This window comes from Flavobacterium pectinovorum, assembly GCF_022802975.1.
GTDB lineage: Bacteria > Bacteroidota > Bacteroidia > Flavobacteriales > Flavobacteriaceae > Flavobacterium > Flavobacterium pectinovorum_B.
This window is the reverse complement of record NZ_JAFEVZ010000003.1, coordinates 367,116-385,067: the sequence shown is the minus strand read 5'-3', so window position 1 is coordinate 385,067 and position 17,952 is coordinate 367,116. Positions and strand designations below refer to the sequence as shown.

Annotated in this window: 21 protein-coding genes; 17 read left to right on the top strand and 4 right to left on the bottom strand. The window is 34.4% G+C overall.

The window, feature by feature from the left end; translation table 11 throughout:
- The first annotated feature begins 274 nt into the window (after window positions 1-274).
- Window positions 275-502, top strand: a complete 228-nt coding sequence (locus FLV_RS06550) for a CDGSH iron-sulfur domain-containing protein (protein WP_031456662.1) — start codon at window positions 275-277, stop codon at window positions 500-502.
- 48 nt (window positions 503-550) lie between these two features.
- Here FLV_RS06550 and FLV_RS06545 read toward each other — a convergent pair whose 3' ends face one another.
- The 3 genes from FLV_RS06545 to FLV_RS06535 form a co-directional block, all read right to left on the bottom strand.
- Complete coding sequence (locus FLV_RS06545; RefSeq protein WP_243232057.1) at window positions 551-1,453, bottom strand: PhzF family phenazine biosynthesis protein; 903 nt, start codon at window positions 1,451-1,453, stop codon at window positions 551-553.
- Window positions 1,454-1,522: 69 nt separating this feature from the next.
- On the bottom strand, window positions 1,523-2,080 hold the full coding sequence (locus FLV_RS06540) for a YdeI/OmpD-associated family protein (protein ID WP_243232055.1): 558 nt from the start codon (window positions 2,078-2,080) through the stop codon (window positions 1,523-1,525).
- Entirely contained in the window at window positions 2,077-2,571 is a 495-nt protein-coding gene (locus FLV_RS06535) for a TlpA family protein disulfide reductase (RefSeq protein WP_243232052.1), read from the bottom strand. The genes FLV_RS06540 and FLV_RS06535 overlap by 4 nt, the downstream gene beginning before the upstream one ends.
- Before the next feature lie 347 nt (window positions 2,572-2,918).
- On the opposite strand from FLV_RS06535, the gene FLV_RS06530 reads away from it, so the two are divergent.
- The 14 genes from FLV_RS06530 to proC all read left to right on the top strand — a co-directional run bounded on the left by FLV_RS06530 (window position 2,919) and on the right by proC (window position 14,879).
- Window positions 2,919-3,086 (top strand): hypothetical protein, encoded by a 168-nt coding sequence (locus FLV_RS06530; protein WP_243232051.1) that lies wholly within the window; start codon window positions 2,919-2,921, stop codon window positions 3,084-3,086.
- 24 nt (window positions 3,087-3,110) lie between these two features.
- Complete coding sequence (locus FLV_RS06525) at window positions 3,111-3,653, top strand: hypothetical protein (protein ID WP_243232050.1); 543 nt, start codon at window positions 3,111-3,113, stop codon at window positions 3,651-3,653.
- A 108-nt stretch (window positions 3,654-3,761) separates the two neighbouring features.
- A complete protein-coding gene (locus tag FLV_RS06520; protein WP_243232048.1) occupies window positions 3,762-4,124 on the top strand; it encodes a PKD domain-containing protein in 363 nt (120 codons plus the stop codon).
- A 91-nt stretch (window positions 4,125-4,215) separates the two neighbouring features.
- Window positions 4,216-5,769 (top strand): patatin-like phospholipase family protein, encoded by a 1,554-nt coding sequence (locus FLV_RS06515; protein ID WP_243232046.1) that lies wholly within the window; start codon window positions 4,216-4,218, stop codon window positions 5,767-5,769.
- Window positions 5,770-5,859: 90 nt separating this feature from the next.
- Window positions 5,860-6,792 carry a hypothetical protein gene (locus tag FLV_RS06510; protein WP_243232043.1) on the top strand — a complete coding sequence of 311 codons (933 nt, stop codon included), beginning with the start codon at window positions 5,860-5,862 and terminating at the stop codon, window positions 6,790-6,792.
- Between the two features lie 21 nt (window positions 6,793-6,813).
- Window positions 6,814-7,338 carry a hypothetical protein gene (locus tag FLV_RS06505; RefSeq protein ID WP_243232041.1) on the top strand — a complete coding sequence of 175 codons (525 nt, stop codon included), beginning with the start codon at window positions 6,814-6,816 and terminating at the stop codon, window positions 7,336-7,338.
- A 211-nt stretch (window positions 7,339-7,549) separates the two neighbouring features.
- A complete protein-coding gene (gene serS / locus FLV_RS06500; RefSeq protein ID WP_243232039.1) occupies window positions 7,550-8,821 on the top strand; it encodes a serine--tRNA ligase in 1,272 nt (423 codons plus the stop codon).
- Window positions 8,822-8,899: 78 nt separating this feature from the next.
- On the top strand, window positions 8,900-10,681 hold the full coding sequence (locus FLV_RS06495) for a tetratricopeptide repeat protein (RefSeq protein ID WP_243232037.1): 1,782 nt from the start codon (window positions 8,900-8,902) through the stop codon (window positions 10,679-10,681).
- A 119-nt stretch (window positions 10,682-10,800) separates the two neighbouring features.
- A complete protein-coding gene (locus tag FLV_RS06490) occupies window positions 10,801-11,112 on the top strand; it encodes a DUF4286 family protein (protein WP_243232036.1) in 312 nt (103 codons plus the stop codon).
- Between the two features lie 28 nt (window positions 11,113-11,140).
- Entirely contained in the window at window positions 11,141-11,326 is a 186-nt protein-coding gene (locus FLV_RS06485) for a hypothetical protein (RefSeq protein WP_243232035.1), read from the top strand.
- Between the two features lie 2 nt (window positions 11,327-11,328).
- Window positions 11,329-11,769, top strand: coding sequence for a nucleotidyltransferase (locus tag FLV_RS06480; RefSeq protein WP_243232034.1), 441 nt, complete (start codon window positions 11,329-11,331; stop codon window positions 11,767-11,769).
- Window positions 11,770-11,875: 106 nt separating this feature from the next.
- Entirely contained in the window at window positions 11,876-12,661 is a 786-nt protein-coding gene (gene rsmA / locus FLV_RS06475; RefSeq protein WP_243232033.1) for a 16S rRNA (adenine(1518)-N(6)/adenine(1519)-N(6))-dimethyltransferase RsmA, read from the top strand.
- Window positions 12,645-13,994: a magnesium transporter gene (mgtE, locus tag FLV_RS06470; protein ID WP_243232032.1), complete on the top strand. Its 1,350-nt coding sequence runs from the start codon at window positions 12,645-12,647 to the stop codon at window positions 13,992-13,994. Before rsmA ends, mgtE begins: the two co-directional genes overlap by 17 nt.
- Before the next feature lie 99 nt (window positions 13,995-14,093).
- Window positions 14,094-14,879: a pyrroline-5-carboxylate reductase gene (gene proC, locus FLV_RS06465; RefSeq protein WP_243232031.1), complete on the top strand. Its 786-nt coding sequence runs from the start codon at window positions 14,094-14,096 to the stop codon at window positions 14,877-14,879.
- A gap of 216 nt (window positions 14,880-15,095) precedes the next feature.
- Here proC and nhaA read toward each other — a convergent pair whose 3' ends face one another.
- Entirely contained in the window at window positions 15,096-16,238 is a 1,143-nt protein-coding gene (gene nhaA / locus FLV_RS06460) for a Na+/H+ antiporter NhaA (protein ID WP_243232030.1), read from the bottom strand.
- 171 nt (window positions 16,239-16,409) lie between these two features.
- On the opposite strand from nhaA, the gene FLV_RS06455 reads away from it, so the two are divergent.
- Both FLV_RS06455 and FLV_RS06450 read left to right on the top strand, forming a co-directional pair.
- Entirely contained in the window at window positions 16,410-17,357 is a 948-nt protein-coding gene (locus tag FLV_RS06455) for a 2-hydroxyacid dehydrogenase (RefSeq protein ID WP_243232029.1), read from the top strand.
- Window positions 17,358-17,534: 177 nt separating this feature from the next.
- A complete protein-coding gene (locus tag FLV_RS06450; protein WP_243232027.1) occupies window positions 17,535-17,942 on the top strand; it encodes a DUF805 domain-containing protein in 408 nt (135 codons plus the stop codon).
- Window positions 17,943-17,952: the final 10 nt, after the last annotated feature.

The window sequence follows — 17,952 nt, the reverse complement described above, 5'->3', positions numbered from 1 at the left end:
AGTACAGAGATTCGCTAAGTTTTTTGCTCTTTTAATCTCGGAAAAGCTTAGATGTTAATTTAAAACCAATGATAAAGATATAGTTTGTTCGCTATCGCTCGAGTGTTCTTCGTCGAAATTGACATATAATGAGAAACCTTAGCGGCTCTCTGCGAAAATTCTTTGCGGAATTCACCATTTAAAATAGAAACAGTTTAAACTAACACGACAAGTAAAATCTTCAAAATATATTTCGCAATCTTTGCTATCCAAAAAAACAGCAAAAACAAATTTTATGAGCAAGACAAAACTAATCATCAATAAAAACGGATCAATCAAAATTGAAGGTGATTTTGAAATCATGGATCCGGAAGGAACAGTTTATGGACTTCAGGGGCGTGCAGCGTTAGGTCTTTGCCGTTGCGGGTTATCTGCAAACAAACCATTTTGCGATGGCGGGCACCGCAATAACTTTGAACATGATTCTGTGGCGTTTGATTTACCGCCTATGAAAACGAATTAAGAAATTTTTTCTAAACATAAAAACGGCAATTTTAAATGCCGTTTTTTTTTATACATAAAGTTCCCCTTTCATTGTAATAATTGAAGATCCACCAACCAAAATATCATTTTCCCGATGCATCACTTCAATCAGCGAAGGCTGGTTTAATTTGACTCCCTGCAGAATTTTATATTCGGTGTTAGGTTTGGTAAATTTCTTCTGGGTTAAAAAACCAATTAAAGGGCCTGCCGCTGTTCCTGTGGCCGGGTCTTCATAAATTCCGATTACAGGATTGAAGAATCTGGTTTCGGCGATGTTATCTGTGTTTTGGTTTGAAATGGTAAAACAATAAAAGCCTTCAGATTTGTATTGTTTAGAAATTTCAATCAAAAGCTTGTGGTCAGGAACGATGCTGTTTAAAATCTGACTGTTTTTGACAGGAACCATTGTATGGGCAACTTCGGTTTTTACAATGGTAGGAACAAAGGAATTTACATCTAAATCTTCAATTTTTAAGCCTAACGCCACTGCAATTTTATATGTTGGAATTTCCTCTTTGATAACTGCTGCTTTTTGATGCATTTGTACAATCGGATATTGTGTAACTGAATCGTAACTTACCGTTAAGGAAATCGGAGCGTTTTTCATGATTACAAATTTTTTGTTTTCAGACTGTTCGTCAAAGAGGGGCATTTTTTTGAGCAAAGCTCCACACACTGCACCCAGTAAATTATGTCCGGCACCGTCAATTTCGATTCCGGTTGGGGTAAAGGAACGGACATTTAATGCTTTTTGATCTTTTGAATAATAAACAAAAGAAGTTTCAGAGTATCCAAATTCTTTAGAAATATCCTGATAGGTTTCCAGAGGTAAATATCCTGTAGTAAAAACAACAGATAGCGGATTTCCTTTATAACTTTCGTTTGAGAATACGTCTAAAACATAATATTCTAAGGTGCTTCTTTCGTTCATTTTTTATTTTTTGAATGAATTAAAGTTACTGCTTAAGTTTTAATCAAAGTTAGAATTATTAAGTTTTTTTTATAACATTCGTTTTTGTTCAGCACTTGTACTTATTGCTTTTTCAAGTCTTGAAATCCTTGTTTTTTCCAATTTTGCACTCATAATCCAGTGAATCATAACTTTTTTGTAGGATGGTGCCTGTTTATCAAAATATTCCCAGGCAATTGTATTGGCTTTAAATTGTTTTTCTAAATCGATACTAAGGATATAAGCTTCTTTTTCATGCGAATAAATTCCGGATCTTTCTTCAGATCTAAATTCGAAAGCTTTCAGTCCGGCTTCTTTCATCAATCCGGCCTTTGTGAGCTGTTCGACTTTTTTAATATTGATGGCACTCCAAATGCTCGATTTTTTTCTAGGTGTAAACCGAATGGTATAACTTTCTTCGTCAATAGATTTTCGAATGCCGTCAATCCAGCCAAAACAAAGCGCCTGATCTACAGATTCTGACCACGACATACACGGTTTTTTAGTGCTCACTCTATAAAAACCAACTAACAATTCTGTTTCTGTTTGGTAATTATTTTCTAACCATGCTCTGAATTTTTCCTGGGTTGGGAAGAAAGTTGGTTTCATTTTTTATACTTTGTAATAATGTCTTTGATTACTTCTGAGGTTAGCTCAAAACCGGTTAGTGTTGGAAAACCTTCCCAACGGACAATTCCATCCGGATCAATCAAGAGGCAGTGTGGAATTCCCTGAACTTCCAGTGCATTATACATTGTTCTTCCGGTATCTATCGCACTGAAATATTCTATTTTAGGAGCTGTCAGAGTATTTACGACTTCTTTTGTTTCATCGCTGATACCAATAACGATTAACTCATTTTCGAATTCTGTTTTAAAATGGTTTAATTCCGGGATAGCTCTTTTGCAGGGGCCGCACCAGGTTGCCCAAAAATCAATCAGCACAAATTTTCCTTTAGTTTCAGGTTTGTCCGAAAGCCATTTTTCTACAGTCAGTTTCGGTGCTTTTTGATTGATGACCGATTTTGCCCAGAGTCTTTTTTGTTGTGAGTAGGCGTTTAAAACGAATAGAAAGGTGAGGAGTAATAGTATTTTTTTCATGTTGAGGTTTTTTTGTGCTAAAAATACTCTTTTTTATCTCAAAATAATCTCACAAAAATAATATTTCTGATGTAAGCCAGGCTGCATTAGGGATAGGAGGCAATGTCATTAAGTTAAGGATTAAATGATAAAATTATTGCTGATTTTTGATTAACGATTTTTGATTTCAGATGTAAAAACCTCCTAAAATCAACAATCTAATATTTAGTCAAACCAGATCTGAAATCAAAAATCTCTTAACTTAATGATATTGAGATAGCAGCGGATAGCCCGGCCCGGAGGGAAACGCCCAAAAAAATATTACCAATCGTATCATTATTTCTCCGAAATTTGCAAAAAATTGCATTATGGCTAAAGGACCCGAAAAAAACACCAAAAACAAGGCGTTGCATACCAAATTGCTAAACCGGAAAAAAGCTAAATTTCAGGAGGAGAAAAAAGAACGTGCCTTGCGTTTGAAAGCTTTGGTTACAAAAATGAATGAAAAAAAGAATAATGACGGAGAGGTCATGTAAACAATCCCAAAAACAAAAGACAAAATGGAAGAATTTGGAAGAATAATAGTTTCAGAAACGGCTATGAACAGTGAAAATCCGCAGGATGTAATTAATTCGAATATTTCGGTAATCAATTTAATGCGTGAAGAAGGTGTCGATGATGAATTTATTCACGAAGACGCGTTGTTGAGTTATTACCTGGATTATTATACTTCAAAATATACCGAAGGGAATTTTGCAAAATTTGTATATGATTCCCGTTGGAATAAAGAGCTGAACGAACTTATTGAAGAAGGTCTTGCCCTAATTGGTGCCGAAAAACATTTGGAGTTGTTTCAGGCTCAGGCCAAAAGAGTTAAATTACTGAGTAGTGTAAAGATTGGTAAATTTTTAAACGGAAAGTTTGAAGGAGTCAATCCAACAAGGGATTTACTAAATAATGATACCTTTTTTGAGCTGGATGAAAATCTGGTGGAGCTCAATGCTAACTTTTTAAAAAGCCATCCCGATTTTGAAGTGTTTTTGGTAGACGATATTTTTTCGGTTGTTGAGGAATTCGTTGGGCATGAGATTAAGCGTGTTTAGTTTTTTAGATTATTTTATCGTTAAATTCTTAAGGGAATGACCGGATTTCGTCAAAATTTTAATATAAATTAGCGTAAGGGATTAAGTATGATTATAAAAATTAAAATTATGAAAAGTAAAGTTATTGTTTTATTCAGTGTTTTTGTTGCGTTAATTAGTTTTTCCTGTGGGGATGATTTAGAAAAAGCAGTTGATTGTGTGGGAGAGTCAATACTTCTTCAATTGAATCATACGACAGATGTTACAAATGCAAAGAAAATTGATTACGAAATAGAATACACAGGTGAGTATACCGTTTCGTCTGTAAAATGGACTTTTGGTGATGGCAGTGCTGTGCAAACCGTTAAAGGAAGTACTGTTTCGCATACCTATGCTACTGCCGGAAGTTATACCGTAAAAGCTGATATTACTATTAAAAAAGGAAGCAGCAGCTGTAGCCAGTCTAAAACAAAAACCGTAACGGTTAATTAAACTTTTTTATTTTTATCGGTCAGCCTTGTTTTATCGTATTCAACTTTCTTGTAACTTCGCTTTCAGTGAATTAGTTTCTAAATAAAGTAAAATGAATTACAGATATTGCAAGGCTTTCCTGATTTTGTGCTCTTTAAGTTTTCAATTAGGATTTTCTCAAAATAAAATCAGTCTTTTTTCAGAGATTAACTACAATTCGATTCCGACGGTTTCTTTAAATGAATATAAATCGGTTCAGGAACGTGATAAAAAGCTTCAAAATCCCAATATAGCTTTGGGAGTTGCAATTTCCGGCGGAGGTTCCAGGGCTCAGTTTTTTAGCATGGGCGTGTTGTTGGGTTTAGAAGAAATTGAAGGAAACAATTCTCATCGTAATTTTTTAAATGAAATCGATTATTTCTCAACGGTTTCAGGAGGCTGTTATTCGGCGGGTTATTATTTAACAATTCTGAAAAATAAGCTTTACCAAAATCATCAGTCCTTTAATAATTTTTACTTTTCTAAAGCCGATGCTTATAAAGATTATGTAAATAAATCGGCTAGTATTTTATCACTTCTGAATAATAGTAAAAATGAAAAAGGAGATAAAATATCTATGACCCAGCAATTGGATCTGGAGGTTTTGCAATATGACAGCACCAATCCTGATAATCCTGATAAATGCAAGACTCAAATGCTTTTGTCTGATTTTTTTGTTCCCAAAGGCAGCAGCCAAATTCCTCATTTACCTATGATGATTGCCAACGGAACTGCATATAATAATGGAGAGCGAGTTGCATTTATGCCACATGTCATCAGGGGACTGAATATAAATTCGTCTCTGGCTCCCAATAAAGCTTCGATTTGTTTAGACGAAAATCAGGTAAACAACGGTTATGATTTTCCGCTTACTTATGGCATAACGGCGAGTTCTGCTTTTCCGGGAGTACTTCCAAAAACAAAATTCGGAATTAAGGGACAGGATAAAATATTGTGTATTATTGACGGCGGTGCTTCAGATAATATGGGGTATAAAACTTTAATGGAACTGCTTCACAATGATTTTAAAGTAGATAATAAAAATAAAAAAGCACTTTTTATTGATTGTCTGGGGCAGGGTAAAAAGGAACCTTATATAAATGACGAAAAAATCAAACTGATTTCATTGCTTGAAACGGCTTCATTGTACACCGTTCAGACTCGGTATATGACTTTTGAAAGGGATGTTGAAAACGCATTTGAAAGATATAAAATACCAGTTTCTAATTATCAGGTTATTGGTTTTACTACTTTGCGTGATCATTTACACAAATTAAAAAAAGATGAAGCGTATGAAAAAATCGTTACCGAACTCAAAAATACCGATGATGATTACGATAATTGGTTAAAGTTTCATAACAAATTAAAACACGATTTAATAGAACAGTTTGGCGAACTCAGTTTTACACGTGACAAAGACGGCGAAATAATCCTGCCCACATTAGCCCGTAGTAAGTTTAACGAACTAACAGCAGCCAATGTTTTGATTCTTTATGAATTTGCTTCTCATGTTGAAACAAAACTAAAAATAACCCCCGAAGAGAGAGAAATGCTCTTGTTGTCCGGACGTCTTGCTGCTTTTTTAAAGACCGCTGAGTTAAAAGAATTGTTGTTGGAACGTAAATAGTTCTAGTGTTTTATTTGTTAGTCTTTTAATTTTTTAATAAGGTTTGTAAGAAAATGATATATTTGAATTGTCTTCAAATAAAAATCATTCATGAAAAATTACCTATTACTATTTGGGATTCTGTCTATTTTAAGCTCTTGCGGAAAAACCGAAAAGGAAACAGCTTTTGTAAATTCACAAAATCCAGACTTGATAACCCAACAAAACGCTGAAAGTAATGTTGTAGAAAAAAAGGATGTTGAGAAACTGATTTTTAAAAATAATGATGAATTTGAAGAATCAAAAGAACTGGATTTGAATTTATTGTCAAAAGTTGCAGCCAGTCTGGCGATTCAATATTCAGATATTAAAATCAGTGAAACCAGTTTTATCAGCTATAATGATGAGATTGCCTTTTTTGTGATTACACATTTAGTTAAAACAGATGAGCCGGAAAAAGGAAATGCCGAAGAAGATGATTTAGGAGATTATTTTGAAAGAAAATACCTTTTTGCTAATAAAGCAGATGGTAAAATAATTGCTCAGCAAGCCGATTTTAATTTGAGCTACAATGAAAATGAAGGGATGCATTTTTCGAAAAGCTATATTCTTAAAAATTTAATTCAGTTAAACGAGAATACAACGGGAGTTGCGTTTTATACCGAGGAAGCTTCAGGAAGTCGGGTAAGTTTATATTCGCAGCAAAAATTTACGATTCTTGCATTGGTAAACCATAAAATTAAGAAGCTTTTATACGAATATCCAATCCGGAAAACGCAAGGAGATTCAAATGGCAGAAGTTCTTTTGAATTGGAAACATTAGAAACCGGGATGATTCTTTCGGATACAAAAACAAATGGTTTTCTGGATTTAATCGTTTCAAAAAACTTTTCGTATGAAGTTGCGGTAGAGGCAGATGAGGAAACGGGTTCAGCAGAAAAATCCAGTATCAAAGTAAAAAAAGAATCCGAAAGAATAAAATACAACGGTCAGGCTTATGCATTTAAAAAAGATGACCGATACAGGTTTCTCGATTATAATTAAGATTTTTTTAAAACTGATAAGATGAAATACTTAGTAATGATTTCGATGTTTCTTTTCGTTCAGTCTGACTGGACAGAAAATGTAGAAAAAAGTATAAAACGAGTAAATGCTGAAGGCAAATTAGATGTTGAGTTTGAGAAAAAAGATAGTGAGGGAGAAGTAAAAGTTAAAAGATACAAAACGAATCACGAAACTAAAATTGATGTAAAATACAAGTACGAGAAATTTATGGATCTTGATTTTAGTTATTATGAAAATGAAAATTTATTGTTTGCAGAAATAGTGAACGGCAAGGATATTTTGATTTATAAAGCTGAACGAAAAAAGGAAGATCCTTATGCCGTATTAATAGAAAAAATCACTTATTTCAAAAATGAAAATGAAGGAATCAGCAAAAGCAGAAAAATCGATGTTTATGAAAACAGTGATATTGAAAAATTGAAATCTGAGTTAAAAAAAATAGATTTTAAAACTGAAAAAATAGATAGTACGGAGTATAAAAGTGTAAAAAAGCGCTGTGATCAGTTTAAAGCGACGCAAAAATAAAAAGCACTTTTGGGATTTTTATCGCCTTTTGTGAGACTAATTTAACTTTTCTGGCAAAAAAACTTTGAGAATCTCTCTGCTAAACCTTCGTGCAATTTTGCGAAACCATCTTCTGAACACATTTTCCCCTAAAACTTTGTCGTAATCTTAGGAAACATTTCCTTAAATTTGCTTCCGTTATAAAAAATACAATAGTTATAAAAACCAAGCTATGTTACAAATCGCATTTATTAGAGAGAATCAGGAGAAAGTAATCAAGGCTTTAGCAAAACGAAATATCGATGCTAAAAGCGTTGTGGAAGAAGTGGTGCAATTAGACGAAAACCGTCGTGCAGCTCAGGTAGAATTAGACAACACTTTATCTGAATCTAATAAATTGTCCAAAGACATAGGCGAATTAATGAAAGCAGGCGAGAAAGCTAAAGCAGCAATCTTAAAAGAAAAAACGGTTTCATTAAAAGAAAAAAGCAAAGAATTAGGCGAAAAAGCAGAAGCTTTGGCTGCTGAACTGACCAATAAATTATACACATTACCGAATCTTCCGGCAGATATCGTTCCGGAAGGAAAAACACCTGAAGAAAATTTAAATATTTTTGAAGAAGGTGATATTCCGGTTTTACACGAAGGCGCACAGCCTCACTGGGAACTGGTAAAAAAATACGATATCATCGATTTTGAATTGGGTGTAAAAATTACCGGTGCAGGTTTTCCGGTTTATAAAGGAAAAGGAGCCCGTTTACAGCGTGCTTTAATTAACTATTTTTTAGATAAAAATACAGCTGCCGGTTACAACGAAGTACAGGTGCCGCATTTGGTAAACGAAGCTTCAGGTTATGGAACAGGACAATTGCCGGATAAAGAAGGACAAATGTACCACTCGACTATTGACGATTTATATTTGATTCCGACTGCTGAGGTTCCGGTTACGAATTTATTTCGTGATGTGATCTTAAACGAAAGTGATCTTCCGGTGTTGCATACCGCTTATACGCCTTGTTTCCGTCGTGAAGCAGGTTCATACGGAGCGCACGTACGAGGATTAAACCGTTTACACCAATTTGATAAAGTAGAAATTGTACGTGTTGAACATCCTGATAAATCTTATGAAGCCCTTGACAGAATGGTGGAACACGTAAAAAATATTTTGCAGGAATTGAAATTACCATACAGAATCTTACGTTTGTGTGGTGGTGATATGGGTTTCACCGCTGCTTTGACGTATGATTTTGAAGTGTTTTCTACAGCTCAGGATCGCTGGCTAGAGATCAGTTCTGTTTCAAACTTTGAAACATTTCAGGCAAACCGCTTGAAATTGCGTTTCAAAGACAAAGACGGAAAAAACCAATTGGCTCATACACTTAACGGAAGTTCATTGGCTTTGCCAAGAGTTTTGGCCGGAATTTTAGAAAACTACCAAACGCCGGAAGGAATTGTAATCCCTGAGGTTTTACGCTCTTACTGCGGATTTGATATTATAGATTAATTTTTATAGTCAAACCTAACAGGTTTTAAAACCTGTTAGGTTTTTTTAATTGTTAAACCACACATTAAAAACTGAAATATGAAAAACATCTGTATCTATATCGTTTTGTTGTGGTCTTCTTTCGCCTTTTCTCAAAACGAGCAGCTTGCTCAATATTATTATGATAAAGGCGATTTCGAGAAAGCAAAAATCAGTTACGAAGAGCTTTTAAAAAGTGTGCCATCCAATACCCAATATTTTTTAAGAACCGTTGACTGTTATCAGCAGCTGCAGCAGTTTACTAATGCTGAAAAAGCCATTCAGGATCGTTATAACCGTTACAAACAAGGTGTTTTTTTAGTCGAATTGGGATATAATTTTCAATTGCAGAAAAACGAATCGAAAGCTAAAAGTTACTACGATCAGGCAGTCGAAAAAATCAAAGCCAATCCGAATGATGTTTACGGAATTGCAAATTCTTTTGAGAAAAAAGTATTACTGGAATATGCATTAAAGGCTTATCAAACGGCAATGCAGATTCAGCCGAATTACAATTTTAATTTCCAGATAGGAATGTTGTACGGACAGTTAGGCAAAACCGATTTGATGATTGACCTTTTATTGACAGAATCCTTTCAAAATCCACAGAATTCAAATTTAATTCAGACGCAATTATCGCGTTTTATGAATGGAGAAACGGATAATACTGCTTTTAAGGATGCCATGCGTAAAGCTTTAATCTTAAAAACACAAAAAGATCAGGATGTGTTCTGGAATCATTACCTGAGTTGGTTTTATGTTCAGCAAAAAGAATTCGGGAAAGCTTTTATTCAGGAAAAAGCGATTTACAAACGGGAACCTGAATCCTTGATTAGTATTGTTAATTTAAGTCAGTTTGCACTGAATGAAGACGATACGGAAACCGCTTCTGAAATTTTAAACTTCATTCTGCTGAATACGAAAGATCAGGATTTGCTGATTAGGACGAATGCAAGTTTGATGCAGATTAAAATTGATAAAGCATCTGAAACAGATTACCCGGCAATCACTACAGAGTTAGAACATTTGCTTACAACCTATGGCGTGACTCCTTTTACCTTATCTTTGCAAATAATTCAGGCGCATTTTCTGGCTTTTAATTTAAAAAAGACAGAAGAAGGCAAGACCGTTGTAAAAAAGGCTTTAGAACTTAATTTAAATGAATATCAGAAAGCTGATGCCAAAATGGAATTGGGTGACATTTTGCTTTTGGAAGAAAAATTCAATCAGGCACTGATTTATTATTCGCAAATTCAATTGGATTTAAAGAATGATGTGATGTCGCATGAAGCGAGTTTAAAAGCGGCCAAAACAAGTTATTTTAAAACTGATTTTGAATGGGCTTTAAAACAATTCAAAGAATTAAAGTCGGCAAACACACAATTGATCGCCAATGATGCTCTGGAATATTTTTTACTGATTAATGACAACACCGTTGCCGATTCGACACAAACTGCTTTGAAACAGTTTGCAAAAGGTGATTTTCTACTTTATCAGAATAGAAAGCAGGAAGCTATTACACAATTTCAAAACATTCTGAAGTCTTTCAAAGGGCAGGAAATTGAAGCTGTAACAATGTTGCGTTTAGGTAAAATCTATGAAAGCCTGAAAGATTATAATTCGGCTTTAAGTCAGTACCAGCAAGTGATTGACCATCATAGCGACGGAATTTATGTAGACGAAGCTTTGTTTTTTTCGGCAGAAATTTACAACGATGCACTAAAAGATACAGAAAAGGCAAAACCTTTGTATGAAAAGGTAATTTTTAACCATCAGGACAGTATTTACTTTGTTGATGCCAGGAAAAAATACCGGGAATTAAGAGGAGACAAGAATTTATAAAATTCCAATTTATAAATTCCAAATTCCAAAAAATGAATTAATAAAATGACGATCTGTTTTAAGTTTTGAGAAAAAACTCAGAATCTTAGCAACTCAGAATCTCAGAACCTTTAGAAAAAATGATAATATACAACGTTACCACCAATATACACGAAAGTGTTCATGACCAATGGCTACAATGGATGCAGGAAAAACATATACCTGAAATTTTAGCAACCCAAAAATTTTCATCTGCACGAATTGTAAAAGTTTTAATTGAAGAAGAAATGGGAGGAATTACCTATTCAGTTCAATATACAACAGACAGTAAAGCAACCTTAGAAAAATATTATCTGGAAGATGCGCCTAAGTTTCGTCAGGAGGCTTTAGAATTGTTTGCAGATAAAATGCTTTCTTTCAGAACAGAGTTAGAGGTTATTTCGGAACATTAGTTTAAGTTTCAATTTTAAAAAGGCTATTATGGAAATTCGATTTCAAACAAAGGATGAAAGTAATAAACAGCAGCAGGAAGAATTTTTAAAACTTTCAAAAGCAGAACGATTTTATAGCTTTTTGAGACTAAGTGAACGAATAAGTCAATTTCCTGTGAAGAATAGAATAGAAAAGAATAAAGATAATTTTGTAATTATTATAAAACCGAAATAAAGGTGTCAAAACTTTGGGATCAAAATATAGATGAATTTATTGCTTTGGCTAATAAGCACGGTGTTAGAATGCTAATGGTTGGCGGCGGAGCGGTTAATTTTCATGGATATCAGAGACATTCAGCTGATGTTGATTTCTGGATTGATACTACAGAAGATAATTTTAAAAAACTGGTATTGGTTTTTAATGAAATGGGATGTGAAATTGATGATTTTCCTGAAAATGTAAAACAGCAGGAGCAAAATATATCTGTAAAATTTTCCCCAGTTGATTTAGATTTGGAACTGATAACTAAGTTTTCAGTAAATAAAAGTTTTGAGGAAGCGTATAACGATAGTGAAGAAACCACTGTAAATGATAAAACGTTTCTAAAATGGAATGTTTTGTCTTTAGAAGACCTGATTACAAGTAAAATCAAAGCAAATAGGGAAAAGACTTGCTAGACGTTCAACAACTTCGAGAAATAAATAAAAAATAAAGCTTTGAGCCTTTGAGTCTTCGCTGCAAAAAGAATACTTTTGCGCCCTCGCGGCAAAACAAGAAAAGAAAATGGAAAAAGTAAAAGCCAAAAAACATTTAGGACAGCACTTCCTTAAAGATGAAAGTATTGCAAAAGCAATTGCCGATACTTTGAGTTTAAAGGGATACGATGAGGTTTTAGAAATAGGACCGGGGATGGGTGTGCTTACTAAATATTTACTTGACAAAGAGGTAACAACACGAGTAATCGAGATTGATAATGAGTCTGTTGCGTATCTGGATGCCAACTATCCAAAATTAAAAGACAAAATTATTTCAGAAGACTTCCTGAAATACAACATAAATCAAGTTTACGAAAATAAGCAGTTCGCTATTATTGGTAATTTCCCTTATAACATTTCTACTCAGATTGTTTTTAGAACATTAGAATTCAGAGATCAGATTCCGGAATTTTCCGGGATGTTTCAAAAGGAAGTTGCAGAGCGAATCTGCGAGAAAAAAGGATCTAAAACTTACGGAATACTGTCCGTTCTGGCACAGGCTTTCTATGATACTGAGTATTTGTTTACTGTAGACGAAAATGTTTTTATTCCTCCGCCCAAGGTCAAATCGGGTGTGATGAAAATGACCCGAAAGGAAGATTATAGCCTTCCGTGTGGTGAAAAGTTGTTTTTCACAGTAGTGAAAACGGCTTTTCAGCAAAGACGAAAAACATTACGTAACAGTTTGAAAACATTAAATTTAACTGATGAGTTGCGATTAGACACTATCTTTGATAAACGTCCTGAGCAACTTAGTGTAGATGAATTTATTGAACTGACTCAAAAAATAGAAGCCGATGGAGTTCAAAGTTAGCAAAGAATTAATCCAGCAATTAGAAGAGCATATTGTTCATAAAAACGACAATGAACTTGAAGTTTTACTTAACGATTTGCACCACGCAGATATTGCCGAAATCCTTGATGAACTGGATTTTGACGATGCAACCTACATTTTTAAGGTTTTAGATAGTGATAAAACCGCTGAGATTCTTCTTGAATTAGAAGATGATCTGCGTGAGAATATCTTAAGCCGACTTTCACCAAAAGAAATTGCCGAAGAGCTTGATGAGCTTGAAACGAATGATGCGGCAGATATTATAGCCGAACTTTCACAGGAAATTAAAGCAGAAGTAATCTCGGAATTGATTGACGTTGAGCACGCAAAAGACATTGTCGATTTGTTGCGCTACGACGAAAATTCTGCCGGTGGTCTGATGGGGAAAGAGCTTGTAAAAGTCAATGAAAACTGGAATGTATTGACCTGCGTGAAAGAAATGCGTATTCAGGCCGAAAATGTTTCCAGAGTACATTCAATTTATGTAGTCGATGATGAAAACCGGTTAAAAGGAAGACTATCACTTAAAGATTTATTGACTTCTTCAACCAAAACCCAAATAGGCGATGTTTATATTCGAAAACTGAATTTTGTAAACGTAGATACCGAAGATGTTGAAGTAGCCCGTATCATGCAAAAATACGATTTGGAAGCCATTCCGGTTGTAGATGAGCTGGGACGTTTGGTGGGAAGAATTACAATCGATGATATCGTAGACGTAATCAAGGACGAAGCCGATAAAGATTACCAGCTGGCTGCGGGTATTACGCAGGACGTTGAATCGAATGACAGTGTTTTAGAGTTGACAAAAGCACGTTTGCCCTGGCTTTTGATTGGTATGGTAATCGAAATTGTGGCGTCTTTTGTTTTAAAAGGAAATGAAGATACGTTTCAAACCTATTCAACCTTAATTATTTTTGTGCCTTTGCTTTCGGCAACTGCCGGAAACATTGGTGTTCAGGCATCAGCGATTGTAGTTCAGGGACTGGCAAACGGAACTTTAAAAGAATTCAGCCGTGGTTATTTTACTAAAGAAATTACCGTTTCGATGATATCAGGAAGTATTATTTCATTGCTTTTGCTGGGCTATCATTCGATTATGTATCAGCAGTATTTAGTGGGACTGGCAATTTCAATTTCGATGATTGTAGTCATTTTATTCGCTGCAACTTTAGGGACTTTAGTACCGCTTTTTTTACATAAAAATAAAATTGACCCTGCAATTGCTACGGGACCATTTATCACCACAACCAATGACGTCTTTGGAATTATGCTCTATTTTGGGGTAGCCAAATTGATTCTTGGTTTTTAAGTTTTGCAACAAATTAATAGATTGCAGTGATTTAAGATCTTTAAAATCTGTGTAATTTGGGGCTTGAAAAACACGCTATTAATCAGCAATAAATTAAGCATGAGAGTACATATTATAGGGGGAGGAAATCTAGGGGTTTCTGTTGCCGTGGGGATTGCAAAATTTTCAAAAAATAACCAGATTACCGTTACCAGAAGAAACACTGCGAGTATTCAGTATTTAACTGAATTAGGAATTACCGTTTCATCTGATAACAAACACAATATTCAGGAAGCCGATGTGGTAATTCTGACTATAAAACCGTATCAGGTAGATACTGTTCTGGCAGAGATTTTACCTGTTATTCAGGGAAAAACTATTGCCTCAGCAGTAAGTGGCTTGTCTTTGGAAATGCTGCAATCCAAAACAAATAATGAATTCCCGGTAGTGAGAATCATGCCTAACATTGCCGCACAATTTGGCGAATCGGCTACTTGTATTTCTTTTCCTGAAAAAGACAGAGAGAAGGCTTTGCTAATTGTAGATTTGTTTCAGGATTTAGGAACTGCTCCGGTTATTGACGAAAAACTAATGGACGCTGCAACTGTTTTAGGTGCTTGTGGAACCGCTTATGCTTTAAGATATATTCGTGCTTCTATGCAGGCCGGAATCGAAATCGGATTTGATTCTGAAACCGCTTTGGCAATTGCTGCACAAACTGCAAAAGGAGCTGCAAAAATGCTATTAGAAGAAAAAGTACACCCGGAGCAATTAATTGACCGTGTAACAACACCTCAGGGATGTACAATTGCAGGTCTTAACGAAATGGAACACAATGGTTTCAGCTCTTCATTAATAAAAGGAATCAAAACTTCTTTGAAACAGATTAAAGGATTATTGAAATAAGAAATTACAATATTTAAAATTCCAAATTCCAATTTTCATGTTGGGATTTGGAATTTTTGTTTTTAGACCTATATGTTATTTCTACTTAAGGAGAAATAGCACTAATAATTCGGCAAAGATTGGCTTTAGGAATAGGAGTTTAGCATGTTATTTCTCCTTATTCAGAGGATGATAATATTGTGGAATAATTGGAATTTGGAATTTCTACATTGGAATTTAAACGTTTTTCTTCTCTAAAATGTATTTCAAATAAACAAATCCGAAAATTCCGGAAAGCACAGAAGCAATCAGAATGGCAATTTTAGAAAAAAGAATGATTTCAGAATCTTTAAAAGCTAAAATGGTAATAAAAATGGACATCGTAAAACCAATTCCGCCCAGCATTCCCGCACCTAACAGATGAGGCCATTTTAATTTTTTTGGTAAAGCACAAAAACCGGCGTTTACTCCAATAAAAGAAAAAAGTAAAATACCTAAAGGTTTCCCTACGACCAATCCTAAAATAATTCCGAGTGTGTTTGGATGGTTCAGGCCTTCATGCCAGTCAGATTCAATGGTAATACAGGTATTTGCAATGGCGAATAATGGTAAAATAAAAAAGGCAACTGGTTTGTGCAAAAAGTGTTGCAGCTTATACGAAGTTGATTTTTCGCCGCCATCACCAAACGGAATCACAAATGCTAATATAACTCCCGTAATAGTGGCATGAACACCGGAATTTAGCATGAAATACCACATGGTAACACCACCAATCAAATACGGAATCAGGTTATGAATTTTCATTCGGTTCAAAACAAATAAAAGACCCCAAATTCCCATAGCAATAGCAAGATTTACAAAGGCAATTGAAGAAGTATAAAAAACCGCAATGACAATTATAGCGCCTAAATCATCAATAACGGCCAATGCAGTCAGGAAGACTTTTAGTGATATTGGTACTTTATTGCCCAAAAGAGATAAAATTCCAATAGCAAATGCAATATCGGTTGCCATCGGTATTCCGGCACCGTTTTGAGTAGCAGTTCCGTAATTTAGAGCTAAAAAGAGGGCTGCAGGAACCAGCATTCCGCCTAAGGCAGCAATAATAGGCAAAGAAGCATTTTTGATGTTGGATAATTCGCCATGATAAATTTCACGTTCCAGTTCTAATCCAATCAATAAAAAGAAAATTGTCATTAAACCATCATTAATCCAATGTGTAACGGAGTGTCCACCCAAATCTTTTTCCCATAAAGCAATATAGGGTACCTGAAAAGATGAATTGGCCAGAGTAAGGGAAAGAATAGTAACAAAAAGCAATAACAGGCCTCCTGATTTTTCGTTTTCAAAAAAGGCTTTAAAAGTTTTGGTTAATTTCATTTGAGAAAAGTTATACGGATAAAGATGATAATGAAAATGTTTTCAATGGTGTATTTTCAAAGTTAAAAAAATTAGGCCAATAAAAAATTTGTGTGCATCAGTTTAAAATATTCCGGATTCAGAAATAAAGAATAAACTGTATTTTTGTTTTATCTAATTTAAAAAATAATAATGAGCATAAAAATTCTACATATCGACAGCAATAATCCTATTCTTTGGAAACAATTAGAAGAAGCGGGTTTTGAAAACCATGCCGATTTTACCTCTTCAAAAGAAGAAATCGAAGCCAAAATTCAGGATTATAACGGAATCGTAATTCGAAGCCGTTTTAAAATAGACAAAACATTTTTAGATAAAGCAGTCAATCTTCAGTTTATTGCCAGAGTTGGTGCGGGTCTTGAGAGTATTGATTGTGATTACGCTCTGGATAAAGATATCAATCTAATTGCGGCTCCGGAAGGTAATTGCAACGCTGTTGCAGAACATACTCTGGGTATGATTTTGTCCCTTTTTAATAAACTGAATCAGGCTGATAGTGAAATTCGTTTAGGAGAATGGAATAGGGAAAGCAATCGCGGATATGAACTAGATGGTAAAACGGTTGGAATTATTGGCTATGGAAATATGGGAAAAGCTTTTGCCAAAAAACTAAGAGGTTTTGATGTTGCCGTTTTGTGTTATGATATTGCAGATAATGTAGGTGATGAAAACGCAAAACAGGTTTCATTACAGGAATTACATCAAAAAACAGATGTTTTAAGTCTGCATATTCCCTGGACGCCTGAAACCGACAAAATGATCGACTTGAATTTTATTAATGCATTTGCAAAGCCATTTTGGATTATAAATACTTCCCGTGGTAAAAACATTGTTACGGCAGATTTAGTAGAAGCCATGAAGTCCGGAAAGGTTTTAGGAGCTGGTCTGGATGTGTTGGAATATGAGAAACTTTCTTTCGAAACGCTTTTTCAGGAAAAAAATACTCCGGAAGCTTTTCAGTATCTGCTTGATGGTAAAAAAGTAATTCTGACCCCCCATATTGCAGGCTGGACATTTGAAAGCCATGAACGTCTGGCTCAGGTTATTGTAGATAAAATAAAGGCTTTGTATTCAAAATAATTATCGATTTGGTTTTGGGTTTTAATAACAGGTTTTTTCTGTAAAATTAGTTTACATAATTAGTTTTTGAAGTTATTTTTTTTTAATATTGTTGTTAAATTTAACAAAATTTTAAATTTAAGGAGGAGCCGAAAATCCTAAAAAGAGTAGAAATTAACGAACTAAATTTTATTAATTATGATTGAATGGTACAAAAAAGTGGTTTTTGAAAACTATGTAAATTTTAATGGTCGTGCAAGAAGAAGTGAATATTGGTATTTTGCATTAGCAAGTGGGATTATATCGATCATTTTAACGATAATTGATAAGACTATCGGAACAACATTTGGAATTGCTGAGACAGGAATAATAAGTAGTTTATATAGTTTATTAGTTATATTACCTAGTTTGGCTGTAGGTGTAAGACGTTTACATGATGTGGGTAAAAGCGGTTGGTTTATGTTGATTATTTTAATTCCTATTATAGGTGCTATTTGGTTATTAGTATTAGCTTGTACAGATGGTGAGCAAGGTACAAATGCTTACGGACCTGATCCTAAAAATGATTTTGATGAAATCAACGAAATTGGAAGTGTTGAAGCATAATTATAAAGAA